The organism is Bifidobacterium scardovii JCM 12489 = DSM 13734 (assembly GCF_001042635.1).
Taxonomy (GTDB): Bacteria; Actinomycetota; Actinomycetes; order Actinomycetales; family Bifidobacteriaceae; genus Bifidobacterium; species Bifidobacterium scardovii.
In genome coordinates, this window is the sequence record NZ_AP012331.1 from 1,092,713 (window position 1) to 1,108,939 (window position 16,227).

The 16,227-nt window shown below is 64.6% G+C and carries 14 protein-coding genes; 10 read left to right on the top strand and 4 right to left on the bottom strand.

The genetic code is table 11. From position 1 onward, the window contains the following. Positions 1-32: 32 nt before the first annotated feature. From BBSC_RS04495 to BBSC_RS14360, 3 genes are all read right to left on the bottom strand, one after another. The gene (locus BBSC_RS04495; protein ID WP_033519396.1) at positions 33-1,049 is read right to left on the bottom strand and encodes a LacI family DNA-binding transcriptional regulator; all 1,017 of its coding nucleotides are present in this window, start codon (positions 1,047-1,049) and stop codon (positions 33-35) included. Positions 1,050-1,514: 465 nt separating this feature from the next. Further along, entirely contained in the window at positions 1,515-1,646 is a 132-nt protein-coding gene (locus BBSC_RS14355; RefSeq protein ID WP_269429198.1) for a hypothetical protein, read from the bottom strand. A gap of 117 nt (positions 1,647-1,763) precedes the next feature. Next, positions 1,764-1,892 (bottom strand): hypothetical protein, encoded by a 129-nt coding sequence (locus BBSC_RS14360; RefSeq protein ID WP_269429196.1) that lies wholly within the window; start codon positions 1,890-1,892, stop codon positions 1,764-1,766. Positions 1,893-2,213: 321 nt separating this feature from the next. Between BBSC_RS14360 and BBSC_RS04500 the strand changes: the two genes are divergently transcribed. The 5 genes from BBSC_RS04500 (at position 2,214) to BBSC_RS04520 (ending at position 9,522) form a co-directional block, all read left to right on the top strand. Continuing rightward, positions 2,214-3,236 (top strand): LacI family DNA-binding transcriptional regulator, encoded by a 1,023-nt coding sequence (locus BBSC_RS04500; protein ID WP_033519397.1) that lies wholly within the window; start codon positions 2,214-2,216, stop codon positions 3,234-3,236. Positions 3,237-3,410: 174 nt separating this feature from the next. After that, a complete protein-coding gene (locus tag BBSC_RS04505; protein ID WP_144414414.1) occupies positions 3,411-4,460 on the top strand; it encodes a DUF4097 family beta strand repeat-containing protein in 1,050 nt (349 codons plus the stop codon). After that, entirely contained in the window at positions 4,460-5,254 is a 795-nt protein-coding gene (locus BBSC_RS14045) for a PadR family transcriptional regulator (RefSeq protein ID WP_051923120.1), read from the top strand. The genes BBSC_RS04505 and BBSC_RS14045 overlap by 1 nt, the downstream gene beginning before the upstream one ends. A 364-nt stretch (positions 5,255-5,618) precedes the next feature. Beyond that, on the top strand, positions 5,619-6,998 hold the full coding sequence (locus BBSC_RS04515) for an MFS transporter (RefSeq protein WP_051923119.1): 1,380 nt from the start codon (positions 5,619-5,621) through the stop codon (positions 6,996-6,998). 892 nt (positions 6,999-7,890) lie between these two features. Continuing rightward, the gene (locus BBSC_RS04520; RefSeq protein WP_081892848.1) at positions 7,891-9,522 is read left to right on the top strand and encodes an MFS transporter; all 1,632 of its coding nucleotides are present in this window, start codon (positions 7,891-7,893) and stop codon (positions 9,520-9,522) included. An 89-nt stretch (positions 9,523-9,611) separates the two neighbouring features. Here BBSC_RS04520 and BBSC_RS04525 read toward each other — a convergent pair whose 3' ends face one another. Further along, positions 9,612-10,664 carry a LacI family DNA-binding transcriptional regulator gene (locus BBSC_RS04525; RefSeq protein WP_081892832.1) on the bottom strand — a complete coding sequence of 351 codons (1,053 nt, stop codon included), beginning with the start codon at positions 10,662-10,664 and terminating at the stop codon, positions 9,612-9,614. A 355-nt stretch (positions 10,665-11,019) separates the two neighbouring features. On the opposite strand from BBSC_RS04525, the gene BBSC_RS04530 reads away from it, so the two are divergent. The 5 genes from BBSC_RS04530 to BBSC_RS04545 all read left to right on the top strand — a co-directional run bounded on the left by BBSC_RS04530 (position 11,020) and on the right by BBSC_RS04545 (position 16,047). Then, positions 11,020-12,363: an ABC transporter substrate-binding protein gene (locus BBSC_RS04530; protein WP_081892831.1), complete on the top strand. Its 1,344-nt coding sequence runs from the start codon at positions 11,020-11,022 to the stop codon at positions 12,361-12,363. Positions 12,364-12,486: 123 nt separating this feature from the next. Beyond that, entirely contained in the window at positions 12,487-13,440 is a 954-nt protein-coding gene (locus tag BBSC_RS04535) for a carbohydrate ABC transporter permease (protein ID WP_033519400.1), read from the top strand. A 1-nt stretch (position 13,441) separates the two neighbouring features. Next, positions 13,442-14,362 (top strand): carbohydrate ABC transporter permease, encoded by a 921-nt coding sequence (locus BBSC_RS04540; protein ID WP_033519401.1) that lies wholly within the window; start codon positions 13,442-13,444, stop codon positions 14,360-14,362. Positions 14,363-14,496: 134 nt separating this feature from the next. Beyond that, positions 14,497-14,670: a hypothetical protein gene (locus BBSC_RS13900; RefSeq protein ID WP_156102363.1), complete on the top strand. Its 174-nt coding sequence runs from the start codon at positions 14,497-14,499 to the stop codon at positions 14,668-14,670. A 33-nt stretch (positions 14,671-14,703) separates the two neighbouring features. Beyond that, positions 14,704-16,047 carry a glycosyl hydrolase family 28 protein gene (locus BBSC_RS04545; RefSeq protein WP_144414415.1) on the top strand — a complete coding sequence of 448 codons (1,344 nt, stop codon included), beginning with the start codon at positions 14,704-14,706 and terminating at the stop codon, positions 16,045-16,047. The last annotated feature ends 180 nt before the right edge of the window (positions 16,048-16,227 follow it).

Below are 16,227 nucleotides of genomic sequence, written 5' to 3' on the forward strand. Positions count from 1 at the left end.
TCGCGTGTGCGGCGGAGACTTGCGGGCAGGGTTCATGCGCGCGGCGGGACGATGGACTCGCGGGCGTGGAACGTCACCGGAAACACCGGGTGTTCGCCCTGGTCGACGGGCAATCCCAGCGCCAGTCGGGCGCTGTACCGGCCGATGTCCTCGTAGGGGACGGCCACGCTGCTCAGTCTCGGGATGAGGACCTCGTTGCTGGACAGGTCGTCGAAGCCGGTGATCGACAGATCCTCCGGAATACGCAAGCCGTATCGCCGGGCGATCGAATACACGCAGTAGGCGGCGAAATCGGTGACGCAGACGATGGCGGTCGGGCGCCGGTCCGGGGCCATGCGCAGCAGGCGATCCATGGCCGGAGCCAAGGTGTCCTTGAAGTTGTCGGAATGGCCGACCAGTGCGCTTCGGTTGTCAACATATTGCCCATTGGCCTGCAGGGCGTCGCGATATCCCAGAAAGCGCTCCCGTGCGGTCGAGCGGTCGTCGTACCCCAGAAAGGCGATGCGGCGGTGACCGGCTTGGAGCAGCGCTGTGGTCGCTTCCCGAACGCCGCCACGCTGATCGTAGGCCACGGACGGCACCTCGTCCAAGCCGGGGATGCGCGAGACGCCGCACAGCACCAGCGATGCGCCGACGGAGGCCAGAATATCCCGGCAGACGGCGATATGCGCCCGGTACGACGCGCTTGCCGTTCGGGAGCCGATGAGCAACACGCCCGAAACCCGTTGCCGGGCGAGCAGTTCGATGGATTCGCGTTCGTCCGCCATGTCGGTGTGCGACGAATTGGTCAGCAGCATGGTGCGGTGGCTTCTGGCCACGCCGTCCACGCTCTGGGCGATGCGCGCGAATGGTTCGGCGAGAAAGGCGTTCGTGACGAAGGCCAGCGTCTTGGTGCCGGCCCCGGACATCGACTGCGCCAGGCCGTTGACCACATAATTGAGATTCCGGGCCTCCTGCGCGACCCTCGCCCGCGTATCCGCGCTGATCATCGTGTTGCCGGCAAGGGCCCGCGAGGCGGTGGAGACGGACACCCCGGCGGCTTTCGCCACATCCTTCAGGGCGGCGTCGGCGTGTTTCCGGGGGCCGGGCAGGGGCGTGCGCGGTATGGTGAACGCAGCCGCTTTCCGGCTTCTGAGGAAATCACAGGCCCCGTGTGCTTCGCGCGCACGGGGCCTTGTCATATCCGGTGGCTGCGATGCAGCGTGCCGTTCGGTCGGGACTCGTTTGGATGCGTAAGGGGAGTCGGACGATTGGTCGCGTGCGGAAAGCGGGGTGGCGTGAAACAAGAAGATGATGAAAACAAGAATATATGGACGCCGTTGTCCGGTTATCGTTCAGTTATCGATTCAGCTATCGGTTCGGTTATCGGTTCGGTTATCGCTCAGTCATCGCCGTCCGGTTGCTGCCGTCCGGTTGCTGCCGTCCGGTTGTCGCGATGCCGAATCATGCGGTCGAAGTCGACCGATGGGGGCTTGCCGTTCGGGGCAAACTCGTGGCGGCCGCCAAACGGATGTTCAGCGGGCGCTCTTGTTGACTCCGTTGACGATGTCGGCGAACATCTTGGAGTTGGCGTAGCCGGAACGGGCCATGGCGTCCATGCCGTAGAGCGCGAGACCGTGGACCATCGAATCCTTGAGAGACATCATGATATTTCCTTTCGTCGTGAATTGTCATTGCGCAAGGCCGTTGCGGGCTTTGCGGTCGTATCGCCGTAAGGCGGGTCAGTCTTCCGGGCGTCCGGGGACCGGGTTGCGGAATGGGGCTCAGCGGGCGCTCTTGTCGGCCTCGTCGATCATGTCGCGCATCATCGTGGTGGTGGGGCGGCCGTGCTGGCTCATCGCGCTCATGCCGTACATCGCGAGACCGCGGATCATCGAATCCTTGAAGGACATCGTATTTCCTTTCCTTGGGTCAAGCTCGGGAGCTTGACTGTGTTGTGTTATTCTGTTCGGCTTCTTTCTGAAACCGGTTTCAGAATAGCGCATATCGTCGACGAATGCAAGGGCGCGTTTGTCGCCCACGGCGTTTCGGCCGCGATGCCGGCCCTGATCGGGCGGCGGGCGCCGGCTGGTCGGATCGCGTCGATGCGTCTTGCGGCGGTTTCCGGACTCCTCGCCCTGTCTTACAATATGGCTGTGCCGCGGGATCGGGTGGCTCGGTATGACCTGAATCGCCGTCGGCCAAATGACGACTACGGGAATGGAAAGGTTTCGATGGCGAAAAGCAAGGGCCGTACGCGGCCGGTGATCAAGGACGTCGCCAAGCTCGCCGGCGTGTCCGCGCCGACGGTCTCCCGCTACCTCAACGGCACGGTCAACGTCACCGAGGACAAGCGCGAGCGCATCGCCAGGGCCATCGAGGAACTGGGCTACGAGCCGAGCGTCGTGGCGCGCGCCCTGTCGAACCGGGAGATGGATTCCGTGGTGGTGTTCGCCGCCAATCCCTCGGCCTTCTCCACGTCCGAGACGAACCACGGCGTGGAGGCCGCCGCCCGCAAGCGCGGTTTCCTGATCAACATCGTCTCGCTGGACGAATCGGATATGGATTCCGTCGAGGCGCGCGTGCGCATGGGGCTGTCGGTCAGGCCGGCCGGCGTCATCGTCTACGAGTACGACAAATCCGGCATCAAGGCGCTCGAACACGTCCCGCAGGGCGTGCCGACCGTCGTGGTCGGCGGCAGCTTCGGCGACGGCGACTACCAGATCATCAACGCCGAGCGCGATGGCGGCCGGTGGATGACCATGCATCTGCTGAATCTGGGACATCGAACCGTATTCCATGTGGCGCGCGCGCAGGGGCCCACCGACAACACGCGCACCAATGGCTGGCTCGACGCGTTGACGGAATGCGGCATCGAGCCGCCCGACCCGATCATCGTCTCCGACGCCGACCTGGACGAGGCGGTGCGCGCCGGGCGCAGCCTGGGCGAGCGGGACGACGTGACCGCGATCTTCGCCGGCAACGACGAGACCGCCATCGCGGTGATGCGGGGGTTGCGCGAAGCCGGGCGCCGGGTGCCGGGCGACGTCAGCGTCGTGGGCTTCGACAACCGGAACTTCGCCTCCATGTGGGAGCCGGCGCTGACCAGTTACACGCAGAATTTCCTGGACATGGGGGAGCGGGCGTTCCGCATGGTGTTCGAGCAGATCCGGGCCAAGCGCGCGGGCGCCGAAATGCCGCCGGCCCGGGTCGAGGTGGTGCAGGGGCGCCCGTGCCTGCGCGATTCGGAACGCTGACGGATTGATGCGATTCCGGCGGGAAATATCGCATCCCGCCGCTGTGGCCCGGTTTCCCACGATCGCGACATGCCGACGATATATCGCGATATATCGTGTTATAGTGATGTCAAACGCGATATATTGCGAACAATCTATCCGGCGCCGCGAGGCGCCGGGGAATGCGAGGGCATCATGTCGTACACGATGGATGATCGTGATCGGATTCAGGGCCATGGCCGGGATGATGGTGACATGCACCGCGGCGGCGAGCGGTGGGTCGTCGGGGAAGGGGAATCCAAGACCTTCGATCTCGACGGCGTCGAGCGGCTCAAGGTCTCGCTGCTCAAGGGGCGCATCGACGTGATCGGCCACGACGACGAGAGCTGCCGTCTGGAGATCACCAAGGTGAAGGGCGCACCGGTGAACGTCTCCTTCGACGGCCGCAGGCTCGTCATCGCCAACGACGACAAGGTATCCAATGGCGTGCTGTCTTTCCTGGGCATTCATGTCAGCTTCGGCGGGGTTCCGCGGACGATGACCGCGCGTGCCGACGTCAGCCTGCTGGTGCCGCGCGATGTGGCGGCGAAGATCTCCACGATCAGCGGCGATGCGCTGATCAGCGGCCTGACGTGCGGCGCCAAGCTGGACACCGTGTCCGGCACGCTGCTCAGCGACGGCGTGTCCGGCGCGCTGAACATGGATACGGTCAGCGGCAAGGTCGAGGCGCGCAACCACCACGGCTCGGTGCGGGCGAAGACGGTCGGCGGCGACGTGGTCGTCAGCGGCAACTGCACGGACGTCTCCGCCGAGGCGGTCAGCGGCAACCTGTATGTGGATGCGTTCGGCGCGCCGGAGCGGATCCGCTACCACGCGGTCAGCGGCAGCATGGCCGTGCGGCTCGACCCCGAGGTGCGCGCCACGTACAAGGCCAGCTCGATCGGGGGCCGCGCGCGCATCGGCGCGCAGGAATTCAAGATCCGCGACGCGCTGAACTTCGCGGACGGGCCCGAGCACGGCCGCCCGGTGAACATCGAGTTCAATGCGGTCGGCGGCAGCCTGAAGGTCGTCCGCCGGGCCTTCGAGCCGTTCGACCCGGACGGCGGTGAGACCGGCGACGATGATGGTTCGGACGGCGGCCGGGGGAGCGGCGCTGCTCGCGGCGCTCGCGGCGAGGGGATCGCGGATGATTCGGGCGCGTCGGATTCCTCGGACGGCGTCCGCGGTGAGGAAAGCGCATCATAATGGCCGCGCCGATTTTCGCGCACGGGCAGATGCGGCTCTATCTGCTCACGCTGCTCGCCGAGTCGCCGATGCACGGCTACGAGCTGATGCAGGCGATCGAGCAGCGATTCGACGGCACATACGTGCCCAGCGCCGGCACGATCTATCCGCGCTTGGCCAAGCTCGCCGATGACGGGCTGATCACCAAGCGGACGGTCGGCCGCAAGACCGTCTATGAGATCACCGATGAGGGGCGGGCCGAGCTGGACCGGCGCAAGCCGGAGACCGACCGACTGGAGGACGACATCGACTCATCCGTGCATCGGCTGGCCGATCAGCTGCGCTCCGACGTGCGCAGCTCCATGAGGTCGCTCAAGGATGATCTCGACGCCGAGTTCTCCTCGCCGTCGGGCGCGGATGCGTCGTGGATGCCGTTCGACGCCGGCGGTCGGGACGCTCGGCGTGGCCGGTCCGGCCGGTCCGACAGCGCCGATTGGCGACGATCCGACCAGCGCGGCGGTTCCCGTGCCGGCTTCCGGGGCGATCCCCGTAGCGATTCGTTTGACGATGCGTTCGGCGAAGGACGTGAGGGCGGTCGCGGCGGAGGCGATGCTCCCGGCGATGATGCGCGGCAACCGGGGCGCGGATCCGTCGGGACCGCGGAACGGATGATATACCGGTTCGGAATGGATATGCGGGACACGTTGCGCGCGGCCGACGCGGCCGGAACGCTGTCGGCCGACGCGGTGCGCGCCCTGGACGAGGATCTGCGGCGCACGGCGCGGCATATCCGTTCGCTGATCGCCGGCCGCTGAACGGATCCGGCATATCGGGCCGGCCGCATCCGTCCCTGTGTTTTTTCGGATGGGCCGGTTGCCGTCGACGGATCATCGTCGGCGGCGATGCGGAGTTTCGGCGATATGGGATTCCGGCGATGCGAATCGTGTAGGCGCTGCCTTCCCGCAGGTGCGTGCTTGTTCCGCTCGGCCGAGTCCGTCATGCTCCCGCCGGCGGGAGCTGGCTCGCGAAGAGAGACTGAGGATGGTCCATGCTTCTCCGGTCGGCTTCGCCGACGGCTCTATCGCAGGGGCATGATATGCCGATTCCGGCTTATCGAATCACATTTTCTATTTTCCGCATGATATTTCACAACATGTGTTATCGATCGAGGATCTGATCATGAAGCAATCATCACACTCTGGCGCGAGCCTGCCCGAAAACGACCATGCTGGCATCGTGGCCGACGATGCGCGCCCCTCATTGTGGAAAACGACCGACTACGGTCCGTGGCTGGTGGCCGATACGTCCGGCACGCTCGGCGCGAGCATGGCCGGCTTCGCGATACCGCTGATCGTGCTGGCGGTGACCGGGTCGGCGGCGCAGGCCTCGCTGGTCAGCGCGGTGCAAAGCTGCGTTTCCGCGGCGACGAATATTCCCGGCGGGCTGCTGCAGGACCGTTGCGACCGGCGCATGCTGCTGCTGATCTGGTCGGCGACCGGTGTGCTGCTGTTCGGCGGCGCCGGGCTGCTCGGGCGGATGGGCTGGCTGGGTGTCGCGGGGCTGATGGTTCTCGCCATACTGCTCGGCCTGCGTTCCGGCCTGCTGGGCAACACCTCGAACGCGATGCTGCGCGGCGTCGTTCCCGACAGGGAACTGGCTCGCGCCATGTCGCTCAACAGCGCCCGGGACGCCGTGATCAACCTGGCCAGTGACCCGATCAGCGGCATGCTCATGCATATGGGCAATACGGTGCCATTGCTGTCCGGCGCCGTGATGAACGTGATCTCGATGATCGGCGCGTGGCGCATTCGCCGCTATTGGAAGGTCGGTGACGACGATGGGAATGGAGATGGTGGCGATGGCGGGCGTCACGGCGGTCCGAGTGGCAGTACTGTTCGAAAGGAGATGGAGATCGGCTGGCGAGTCGCGTTCTCCGGCATGGAATGGCTGTTCCGCTGGCCGTTCCAGCGTTGCGTCATCATCGCATCCATGGCGTTCAACGGTTCGATCAACGCGCTGCTGCTCATCACGCAGATGCAGGTGACCCGGCAGACCGGCAGCACCTTCGTCGCGGCCATGGTGGGGACCATCGGGTCGGTCGGCATGCTGATCGGCGCCGCTGCGGCGGCCGGTATCATCGACAGGTTGCGGGGCGGCATCATCATTTGCCTGTCGTTCTGGCTGATGGCCGTCGGGTCGTTCGGTGTGGCGCTAATGCCCAACGTGTGGGGCAAGGGGCTGCTGCTGTTCGTCGGCCTGCTGATGCTGCCGGCCGGCAACGCGGTGGCCGGCGGATACCTGAGCATACTGGTGTCCAAGGGCAATCAGGGGCGGCTCGGTGCGGCCCAGACCCTGTGCGGTATGGGTGCGTACGCGCTGCTGACCGCGGCCGGCGGCGTGATGATGGATCGTTTCGGATATACGACCGCCGCGTTGGCGCTCGCCGGGATCATGGGCATTGCCGCGCTGATCGCCTCGTCGAATGGCGTGCTTCGCTCGATTCCCAAGCCTGACGCGTGGCAGGGGCATATCGAGCGGTGCGGCCTGCAGCGGTTCTGACCGGTGGCTTTCCGGCGGAGTGGGTGTTGCCTCGCATGTGGGTGTTGCCTTGCGTGTGGCCTTTGCCGGCGGGGCGCGTACCTTGGAGGATATGGGTTGTGCCTCGCCGGGAAGGCTGTGGGCAGGGCGGTTCTTCTAGAGGATGTGGGTGTTGCTGCGCGTGCAGATTATTGGCGGGGTGTTTGTTGTAGGAGGTATGAGACGCGCTTCGCTTGGGGTGTTGTGAGTGGGGCGTGCCTTCTATAGGGTGTGGGTGCTGCTTTGCCGATGGTGTATTGGTGGGGCGTGTGTTCTGGGGGATGTGAGGGATGGTCCGCTTGGGGTATTGCTGGCGGGGTGGTTCTTCTATGGGCTGTGTGATGTGCTTCGCTTGCATTTTTCGGTGATCCGATTGTTCTGGAGGATGGGGATTATGCCCCGCTTGGGATGCCATGGGCGGGGTGGTTCTTCTATAGGTTGTGGGTGTTGCTTTGCCGATGGTGTATTGGTGGGGCGTGTGTTCTGGAGGATGTGAGAGCTGCTCCGCCTGTGGTGTTGCAGTCGGAGTGGTTCTTCTATGGACTATTTGGGTTGCTCGCACGTGGGCTACCGGTGGGCTGGGGCTCTGAGCACTGAGCAGCGCATCCTGTGTATCCAAGGCACTTCGCGTCAAACGCATCATCCGGTGCGTTGCCGTGCGTCATGCGCAACATGGCGTTCCAAAATCGGCAAACGCTTACCTAAAACAATCGGCTATAGGAAAATTACCTGCGTGCGACCCACGCTATGTTAAGAGTTTTATCGCGGTTATCCTTGCGATAACTCGGTTCTACGAGCGTTCAAACGCAATCTCAGAAAAGCAGAGTGTGGACCATTATGGCAAGCGCTTACCAAAATGGTGTATATTGGAATCATGACTTCCGAAGTATCAGCAATTGCTCCAACAGCCGTTTCTGTGGCTCCCGGCGCTTCCAGCTCCGCCGGCACTTCCACCGGCGCTTCCACCGGCGCTTCCACCGGCGCTCCCGACGCCGCGGCCAACGCCGCGGCCAACGCCCAGTCCAACACCCACCCCAATGCACCAACCGTCGGCGCCGCCGATGCCGCCATGCGCGCCGCCAAGGACGAGCGCATCCCCGGCAAGCTCATCGGCGCGATCGTGGCGGTCGGATCGCTGGCCTTCTTCGGCATTCTCACCGAAACCGTGATGAACGTGCTGTTCCCGCAACTGATGGGCACGATGCACGTCAGCGCCGCCACGATCCAATGGCTCACCACCGGCTACCTGCTTGTCGTGTCGATCACCGTGCCGCTGAGTCCGTGGCTGCGCCGTCGCTTCCTGCAGCGTGATATCTTCATCGCGGCGGATCTGTTCTCCATCGCCGGATGCGTGGTGATGGCGGTCGGCGCCGCGTTCCCCGTGCTGCTGTTCGCGCGCGTGCTCGGGGGCATCGGCGCGGGACTCGCCCTGCCGCTCATGTTCAACATCATCCTCGAACAGGCGCCGCATTCCAAGATCGGCCAGCTCATGGGCCTCGGAACGCTGGTTGTCGGCACCGCGCCGGCGCTTGGCCCCGCGGTCGGCGGGTTCGTGTCGGCCTATGTCTCGTGGCGCGTGATCTTCATCGCGCTCATCCCCATCATGCTCGCGTGCCTGGCGCTGGGCGTCGCCACCATCGAGCAGAAGCGCGAGGTCGGCAAGCCGAAGTTCATGTACATCCAGTTCCTTGAGCTGTCGCTCGGCTTCTGCGGCCTCATCGTCTTCATCAACCAAGGCGCGGAGGCGGTCAGCGTGTCGCGCGGCGGCGGATCGGTCGCCACGCCCGCTGCGCTGTGCGTGGTCGGAGCGCTTGTCGGACTCGGCGGTCTGGCCGCGTTCGGGCACCGGACCGGGCATTCGCCAACGCCGATGATCCGTCTCGGCGTGCTGCGCAACGGCGCGTTCCGCTGCCACCTGCTCTCGTACATGCTCTACCAGGGCGTGACGATCGGCTTCGGCTACATCATCCCGAACGTACCGCAGATGAGCATGGGCACGCCGATGCTCGTCGCCGGGCTGCTGATCCTGCCCGGATCGCTGGTCGGGGCGCTGTTCTCGCCGGTCGGCGGCATGCTGCTCGACCGGTTCGGCGCGCGCAAGCCGATCCTGAGCGCCTCGGTGCTCGCCGTGGCGGCGCTGGCGGCGCTCGCCGTGCTCGGGCAGATGATGACCCCGGCCCTGCTCGCCGTGCTGTACGTGGTGTATATGGTCGGATTCTCGCTGTGCTACGCGAACATCATGACCAGCGGCCTGTCGCTGCTGTCCGTCGATGCGCGGCCGGATGGCAACGCGATGTTCAGCACGCTTCAGCAGTTCGCCGGCGCGGCCGGCACCACGGTCGTCGCCACCGTGATCTCCGTGTTCCAGTCCGGCTCCGGCAAGATCGGCTCCCCGGCGTATGCCGCGGCGACTAGGACCGGCGCGCAGATCGACTATGCGATCATGGCCGTCATCATCGTGGTCGTGCTGGTCGCCATGACCCGCGCCCTGCGCCGCCGCGACTGATTTGGTCCGGCTACGGCGCCGATGGCGGTGGCGCAGCCGGCTGACGATGCCGTCAGTCAATGACGCCACCGGTCAACGGCGCCGTCGGGTCAGTCCTTCGCCCCGACGGTGGACTCGCCTATCCGCAGCCGATACCCGACGGTGACGTGCTGCGGATCGGTCGGTGCGCCCTCGTCGTCATCGTTGTCTTCGGCGTTGCCGATGCGCCGCATCAGCAGATCGACCGCGCGGCGGGCCACCTCGTCGATGTCCGTTTCGATCGTCGTGAGCGTGGGGGAGCAGTACCGGCCGGTGGCGATGCCGTCGAAGCCGACCACGGCCACGTCGTCGGGCACGCGGACGCCGCATTCGAGCAGTCCGCGGATGAATCCAAGGGCCACCGTGTCGGTGGCGCAGATGGCGCTGTCGAAGATGCAGCGCCGCTCGACCAGCTCGTGCGCCTTGAGCCGGGCCTGTTCGATGTCCCAGGCGGGCAGCGGCTCGATGCGCCGTTTGTTCAGCCGCATGCCGTGGTTCGCATAGGCCGCATAGCAGCTTGCCAGAAAACGGTACCGCCCCGGCTGTGCGGCGATGATCTCCTTCCTGGAGAGCCGATCGGCCCCGATGATCAGCGCGTCGGTCCTGCCGATGGAGACCAGATGGCCGACCAGGGCGTTTTCGCCTTCCTCGCGCGGGTTGAGGACGGTGTCGTACCGTTTGATCGAGACGTCGTCGAGCACGACGACCGGCTTGCCCTTGCTCAGGGCGTCGATCTCGGATTCCGGCACGCCGGCCGAACACAGCAGCAGACCGTCGCTGTACTGGTTGGCCATGCTGCGGATGAACGCGCGTTCGCGCTCGTCGGAATAGGAGATCTGCTGGACGAGCGCCTGCCGTCCATGCTTCGCCGCCTCGTTGCCGATGGCATAGGCCAAGGTGGCCGGATACTCGCGGCGCAGCTCGAACATGGCGACGCCGATGATGCCGCTCTTTCCCCTGCGCAGACTGCGCGCCGCGAAATTGCCGGTGTAGTGCAGCGCGCGGGCGGCCTTGCGCACCCGCCTCGCGGTCTCCTCGGTGACCTTGGAACTGCCGGACAGCGCATAGGAGGCGGCCGCCGGTGATACGCCAGCGGCGTTCGCCACGTCTCGCAATGTAACCATGATCGTCCTTGGTGTCGGGGGAGGGGCCGTGGGAACCGTATGCGCTGTTCCGCCGCGCCGTTGAGCGCATCTTAGCACGACGGTGAAGATGTTCACCGGTGAAATGATTCACTTCGTGCTATGGGTGGGTTCCACGATATCGGAAAACGCTTGCCTAAATGGTACGGCGTGTCGCGCCATAATCGCTGAAAAACATTGGAATTCCAGCGTTAAGTATAACGATAACCCCTTTCCAATTTGACACGATTCACCGAGGGTGTTTTAATTGAAGCCATTCACCGGTGAATGGATTCACTAACTGGTGAACGAAAGCAGAAAACCAACGAGGTTTTTCGTGAAGGAAGGAAATAGAACCATGAAGCGTTCTACGTTTGGGGCAACGATGAAGCGCGTCGGCGCCGGCGTCGCCGCCGTGGCGACACTGGTCGGCATGGCCGCATGCGGCTCGAGCTCGAACGGCGACGACACGTCGTCGAAGTCCTCCGGCCCGACCGAGATCGAGGTGTGGAGCTGGAGCACCACCGGCCAGCAGCAGGCGGATGCGTTCAACAAGGCGCAGAGCGACGTCAAGGTCAAGTTCGTGCTGCAGGCCTCCAACACCGCCCAGCAGCAGAACTTCCGCAATGCGTTCGAAGCCAAGGGCAAGCTGCCCGATCTGGTCCAGGGCTTCGCGCCGCTGACCACCAACGTGTCCAACGGCTGGGCCGAGGACATCACCGACTCCATCAAGCCGATCCTGGGCATCTTCAACGAGGGCGCCAAGGCGAACGCCCAGCTGAACGGCAAGTACTACGGCATCCCCGTCGCCCCGGCCGGCCAGTACAGCATCTCCGACGCCGACGTGCTCGCCAAGTACGGCGTCGAGGCCCCGAAGACCTGGGACGACCTGCTGGCCCTCGGCAAGAGGGCCAACGCCGACGGCGTCAAGATCTTCAACCTCGCGGGCGAGGATCCGTCCGTGCTCGAGCAGCTGGCCCAGGAGGCCGGCGGCAACTGGTTCAAGATCAAGGGCGACAAGTGGCAGGTCAACTTCCTCGATGACGGCACGCTCAAGGCGGCCGACATCATCCAGCAGATGATCGACGGCAAGATGGTCTCCAACGAGACCTGGACCGACACCGGCTCGCTGTACAAGTTCTTCGACTCCGGCAAGCTCGCGTTCATGACCACGCAGTACTGGTCCGTGCCGAACTTCAAGACCAACATGCCGAACACCTCCGGCAAGTGGGAAATCTCCGCATACCCGACCATCGACGGCACCTTCAAGGTGCCGGGCGTCGTCAGCCAGGTCGACTTCGTGCCGAAGGGCACCGACAAGGCCCACCAGGACGCCGTGATGAAGTGGGAGAAGTACATCAACTCCGACGAGGGCCTTGAGGCCGGCCGCGACAAGGCCAGCAACACCATCCCGCTGCCGTCCGGCCTGTCCGGCGACCTGACCAAGTACGTCAAGGCCAACATCCCCGACGGCTTCTACTCCAATCCCGACGCCGCCGTCGACATCATCGGCACCGCGACCAAGGACGTGATGGGCGGCTTCAACCTCGGCCCGAACTACGACGCTTGGTTCCCGGAGCTGCAGGACCAGTGGGGCAAGGCCGTCAACGGCCAGATCACGGTGAAGGACGCGCTGAAGAACACGCAGGACTTCGTCGCCAAGGACCTCAAGTCCAAGGGCATCAACTACACGATCGGCTGACACGGCCGGTCCCGTCCGATCCACAGGGCCGCAGCGGCATTTCTCCTCCTGCTGCTGCGGCCCTGCCATGGGCGGGTCATGCCGATGCCACTCGTCCGAGTTCGTTATTAAGGAGCATTGCAGATGTCGAACGCGAAATCCGCCGCGGCGGTGCCGACGCCCGCGCCAGCGAAGCGCAAGGGCGGCCACGTTTCCTGGCGTACGCTCGAGGCCCTCAAGGGCGCCTCGTTCACCTGGCCGTTCCTGGCCGGCTTCATATTCTTCGTCATCATCCCCGTGGTGATGGCATTGCAGGTGTCGCTGTACTCCAAGCAGAAATCCGGCCTTGGACTCGGCGAGGCGACGACCAAGTTCGTCGGCCTGCAGAACATCCTCAACGCGATGAGGGACACGACCTTCTGGGCCGGCCTGGGGCGCGTGGCGCTGTACGCCGTCATCGTGGTGCCGCTCACTCAGATCCTGTCGATGGCCATCGCGCTGCTGATCGACGCGTCGTCGCGCAAGATGGCCGGCCGGTTCCGCATTTTCCTGCTGCTGCCGTACATGACCCCCGGCATCGTGGCCACCACGATCTGGATCTACCTGTACAGCCCGTCGGTCGGCCCGCTCACCCCGTTCTTCAAGGCGATCGGCCTTAACGTGAACTTCTTCTCCTCGAACATGGTGTGGGGATCCATCGGCCAGATGGCCATCTGGGGCGGTCTCGGATTCAACATGCTCATCATGTACGGCTCGCTGCAGGCCATTCCGGGCGAGGTTATCGAGGCCGCCCGCCTGGACGGCGCCTCCGAGTTCCGCATCGCCCGTTCGATCAAGGTGCCCTACATGCTCACCTCCGTGGCGCTGACCACCATGCTCAACATCATCGGCACCGTGCAGCTGTTCGATCAGCCGTTCCTGTTCCGCTCGGTCAGCCCGCAGACCATCACCAAGGACTTCACCCCGGCGATGATGATCTACAACCAGGCGTTCCAGGTCGGCAACCTCAACTACGCGACCGCGCTGTCGATCGTGCTCGCCGTGATCATGGGCATCGCATCCGGCATCATCTACAAGCTGCAGAACAGGGAGAAGTGATATGGCTGCCACAGCAACGAAGAAGTCACTGTTCCACCGCGAGAGGGAAAACTCGCAGATCGGCGAATCCACCGCGAACCAGGCCAAGGGCGCCTCGAAATGGGGCGTGCTCACCATCCTCATCATCCTGACCGTCTACGCGGTCGGTCCGCTGTGGTGGCTCATCGTCTCGGTCACGAAGAACAAGCAGGAGCTGTACACCACCAACGGGCTGTGGTTCGCCAAGGACTTCAACCTGGTCAAGAACCTGCATGACCTGTTCACCTACCAGGACGGCATCTACGGCCAGTGGCTGTGGAACACGATCTGGATCTCGCTGGTGTGCTCCGCCGGCGTGACGCTCATCACCGTGACCGCCGGCTACGGCCTCGCCAAGTACAGGTTCCACACCCGCGGCCTGATCATGGGCATGATCATCGTGTCCTTCCTGATCCCCGGCTCGCTGCTCATCGTCCCCTCGTTCATCCTGTTCAACAAGGTCGGCATGTACGACACCTGGTGGGTGATGCTGCTGCCGGGCATGTTCACGCCGATGAACGTCTATCTTGCCAAGGTCTACGCCGAGGGATCGGTGCCGACCGAGCTGATGGAGGCCGCTCGCGTCGACGGTGCCGGCGAGTACCGCATCTTCTGGCAGATCTCCTCGCGCCTGCTGGTCACCCCGGCGGCCACGATCTTCCTGCTGTCGTTCGTGGGCAACTGGAACTCCTTCATGTGGCCCATGGTCTTCCTGAAGGATTACCACAAGTGGACCGTGATGCTGGGCCTGCAGTCCTGGATCGCGCGCGGCACCGACTCCCAGTACGATCTGACGATCCTGGTGCTGACCGGCGCGTTCATCTCGATGATCCCGGTGGTGTGCCTGATGATCGCGCTGCAGCGCTACTGGAAGTCCGGCGTGACGGTCGGTAGCCTGAAGTGATGTAGGGCATGGCCGGTCCGTTGCGTGGCCGGTTTGAATATGAAGAGATTCGCGGGGCGAGGAGCGTTGTTTCCTCGCCCCGCGTGTTGCGGGGGCGTGGCGCGCCGGCGCGACTGTGTGAAGGGTGTTATCTGATGAGTGAATCGAGTGAGACGCTGAACGGGACGAATCCGTCGGTCCGCGTGTACCCGGCCCCCGAGGGCGCGGTGCTCCGCGACGAGTACGCGGTGCGCGTCCGCCCGCTTCGGGATGCCGGGGACGGCGCGCGCGTTGATGCCGGTGATGGCTCCGTCGCCGATGCCGGCTGACGGGAGGTCCCGGTCTACCGCGTGAAGGTCAACATGCATGACGTGCGCGAATCGTCGATGTGCTACTTCGACTTCGACGGACGCGTCGAGGTCGAGGTGCGCGTCAAGGGCTGGTACACCATGTACCGCGCGGACATCCGCCCCCTGTCGCTCGGCGTCGAACCGCGCCTGGCGGAGGCGAACCGTCTGGTGTTCACGCTCGACAAGCCGGCGAACCTGAGCGTGGAGATCAACCGCGAACGCCAGCACAACCTGCACGTCTTCGCCGGTTCGCTGCGCTGCGCGCCCGATCCGGAATCCGGCGCCGAACCCGCCGACGTGACCGTGCCCGGCTCCCTCACCCGCCCGTCCACGCTCGGGTGCTATGAGGTCAACGAGCGTATCGAGGCCGCGCTGGATACCGGGCGCCCCCGCGCCGTCGTGCTCATCGAGCCCGGCTACCACTACCTCGCCGACGGCGTGTGGAACATCCCCTCGCACACCGATGTGATCATCGAGGGTGGCGCGGTGCTCGAGGGATCGCTGGTCATCGACCACGCCGAGGACGTGCGCGTGCGGGGCAGGGGAGTGCTCTACCTCGCCGATTTCAAGCGGTTCTCCGGTACGAGCGGCGTCGTCGTCACCTTCTCCAAGAACGTGACGCTTGAGGACCTTATCCTCATCAATCCGCCGCACTACACGGTGTTCATGGGCTCGTCGCGCGATGTGGCGATCAGCGGCGTCAAAACGTTCAGCTGCGAGGGATGGTCCGACGGCATCGACATGATGGCCTGCGCGGACGTGCGCATCGCCGACTGCTTCCTGCGTACCTCCGACGACTGCATCGCCGTGTACGGCAGCCGTTGGCAGTACCGTGGCGGGTCGAGCGACGTGAGCGTGCGCGATTGCACGCTGTGGGCCGATGTGGCGCATCCGATGATGATCGGCACGCACGGCGACCACGAGCACGATGGCGATGTACTGGAACGGCTTCGCTTCGAGAACATCGACGTGCTGGAACACAACGAATACCAGAGCGGATATCTGGGCGTGATGGCGATCAACGCCGGCGACAAGAACACGGTGCGCGACGTGTTGTGGCGGTCCATCCGCATCGAACGCATCTCGCGCGGCCGCGTGTTCGACATCGAAACCAAGTGGAACACGGACTACAACCCCGCGCCGGGGCGCCTGATCGAAAACGTGCGCATCGAGGATGTGGACGTGACCACCGGAGGCGACGAGGAACCGTCGCTGATCGGCGGATACGACGCCGAACATCCGGTGCGCGGCGTGACCATCCGCGGCATGCGCCGCGACGGGCGCGCGTGCGGGAGCCTTGCCGAGGCCAACGCGCAGGTACTCGCCAATGCCGAAGGTGTGGAACTGTCCCGCTGAGGGCCTGATTCGGCGGCAACGGCCGTTGACGGCCGGCCGTCTGCCGATCGGGCGGGGCGGCGCATGGCCGAGCAGACGGATTCGTGGGCATGAATGCGCGGAGGATGCGAGTTGTCGGTGCGTGATGCCGGAGACCAAGGCGTTTTCGTATCAAATTATATTGATAAACGATATAAATCG

Excerpts from the sequence above, each read along its gene's own strand:
- BBSC_RS14355 (WP_269429198.1), bottom strand. The coding sequence starts at position 1,646 with ATGATGTCTCTCAAGGATTCGATGGTCCACGGTCTCGCGCTCTACGGC.
- BBSC_RS14360 (WP_269429196.1), bottom strand. The coding sequence starts at position 1,892 with ATGTCCTTCAAGGATTCGATGATCCGCGGTCTCGCGATGTACGGCATG.
- BBSC_RS04500 (WP_033519397.1), top strand. The coding sequence starts at position 2,214 with ATGGCGAAAAGCAAGGGCCGTACGCGGCCGGTGATCAAGGACGTCGCC.
- BBSC_RS04505 (WP_144414414.1), top strand. The coding sequence starts at position 3,411 with ATGTCGTACACGATGGATGATCGTGATCGGATTCAGGGCCATGGCCGG.
- BBSC_RS14045 (WP_051923120.1), top strand. The coding sequence starts at position 4,460 with ATGGCCGCGCCGATTTTCGCGCACGGGCAGATGCGGCTCTATCTGCTC.
- BBSC_RS04515 (WP_051923119.1), top strand. The coding sequence starts at position 5,619 with ATGAAGCAATCATCACACTCTGGCGCGAGCCTGCCCGAAAACGACCAT.
- BBSC_RS04520 (WP_081892848.1), top strand. The coding sequence starts at position 7,891 with ATGACTTCCGAAGTATCAGCAATTGCTCCAACAGCCGTTTCTGTGGCT.
- BBSC_RS04525 (WP_081892832.1), bottom strand. The coding sequence starts at position 10,664 with ATGGTTACATTGCGAGACGTGGCGAACGCCGCTGGCGTATCACCGGCG.
- BBSC_RS04530 (WP_081892831.1), top strand. The coding sequence starts at position 11,020 with ATGAAGCGTTCTACGTTTGGGGCAACGATGAAGCGCGTCGGCGCCGGC.
- BBSC_RS04535 (WP_033519400.1), top strand. The coding sequence starts at position 12,487 with ATGTCGAACGCGAAATCCGCCGCGGCGGTGCCGACGCCCGCGCCAGCG.
- BBSC_RS04540 (WP_033519401.1), top strand. The coding sequence starts at position 13,442 with ATGGCTGCCACAGCAACGAAGAAGTCACTGTTCCACCGCGAGAGGGAA.
- BBSC_RS13900 (WP_156102363.1), top strand. The coding sequence starts at position 14,497 with ATGAGTGAATCGAGTGAGACGCTGAACGGGACGAATCCGTCGGTCCGC.
- BBSC_RS04545 (WP_144414415.1), top strand. The coding sequence starts at position 14,704 with ATGCATGACGTGCGCGAATCGTCGATGTGCTACTTCGACTTCGACGGA.